At 76.5% G+C, this 1,187-nt stretch carries 1 pseudogene; it reads left to right on the plus strand.

Annotation, left to right across the window (positions count from 1 at the left end):
• Positions 1 to 176: 176 nt before the first annotated feature.
• A pseudogene (locus FHN55_RS22080) lies at positions 177 to 1,187 on the plus strand (hypothetical protein); the annotation flags it as partial.

Raw genomic sequence — 1,187 nt, forward strand, 5'->3', positions numbered from 1 at the left:
TTAGGGGTTCGAGTCCCCTCAGCTCCACCCGCAGGCGAAGGGCCGGCACCGCGAGGTGCCGGCCCTTCGTGCGTCCCGGGCCGGCGGGGGACGCCGCGGGGGACCGGCGTTGCGCCGACGGGGTGAGCAGGGCTCCCTGCCGCTCCGGCCCGGCCCCGGGGCGTCGATGGACAGGTGTGACCCCTCGCCCTGCGCACCGGAGCCGTCGCCGCTCCGGTGACCGCTGGCGCTCCCACCCCTGGCTGCTCGCTGCGCTGCCGGTGGCCCTCGTCGCGCTCGCCGACCCCCTGCAGCGAGTCCTCGCCCTGTCCCCGGCGGCCGGCACGGCCGTGGTCGGTGTGACCGAGGCGGCCGTCGCCGCGGCGGCCGCCGTGCTCAGCGGGCTGCGCGCCCGCCGGGAGCGCGCGGCCGACGGCCCCGGTCGCCGCCCCGGCGGCTGGTGGCTGCTGACCGCCGCCACCGGGTCCTGGGCCGCGGGCCAGTGCGCGTGGGTGGTCTACGAGTCGGTGCTGCGCGTCGAGGTCCCCGCGCCCTCCTTCGCCGACGTCGGCTTCCTCGGCTTCGGCGCCCTCGCGCCCCTCGCGGTCGTCGCCATCAGCCACGGCGCGGTCCGCACCACCTCGCGCGTGCGCAGCCTGCTGGACGGCGTGATCATCGCCGTGGCGCTGTTCCTCATCAGCTGGACCCTGGTGCTCGGCGTCCTGGTGCACCAGGTGGCGCCGTCCCTGCTGGCCCTGCTCACCAGCGCCGCGTACCCGGTCTCGGACATCATCGCGCTCACCACGGCCCTCGCGGTGCTCTCGCGGTCCCGGGCCGACCGGGCACTGGTGGGCATCTCCGTCGGCGTGGCGCTCATGGCCGTCAGCGACTCGCTGTTCGTGTACCTCAGCGCTGCCGGCGAGTTCTCGACCGGCGGCCTGCTCGACGTGCTGTGGACCGCGGCGTTCGCCGTCATCGCAGCCTCGACGCTCGTGCGGGGCTCGGTGCGCGAGTCGGGGGACGGCTCGGTGGCCGGGTCGGTGAGGGGCTCGGTGGCGCTCAAGGCGCTGCCGTACGTGCCGTTCGCGGTCGCCACGGTGGTGGTGGTGGTCGAGGCCGCGCGCCGCCCGCTGGCGGGCACCACGCTGGCGGTGCTCGTCGTCCTCATGACCCTGGTCTTCGTGCGCCAGGCCCTCGTGGTGCTCGAC

The organism is Streptomyces sp. NP160 (assembly GCF_006335115.1).
GTDB lineage: Bacteria > Actinomycetota > Actinomycetes > Actinomycetales > Quadrisphaeraceae > Quadrisphaera.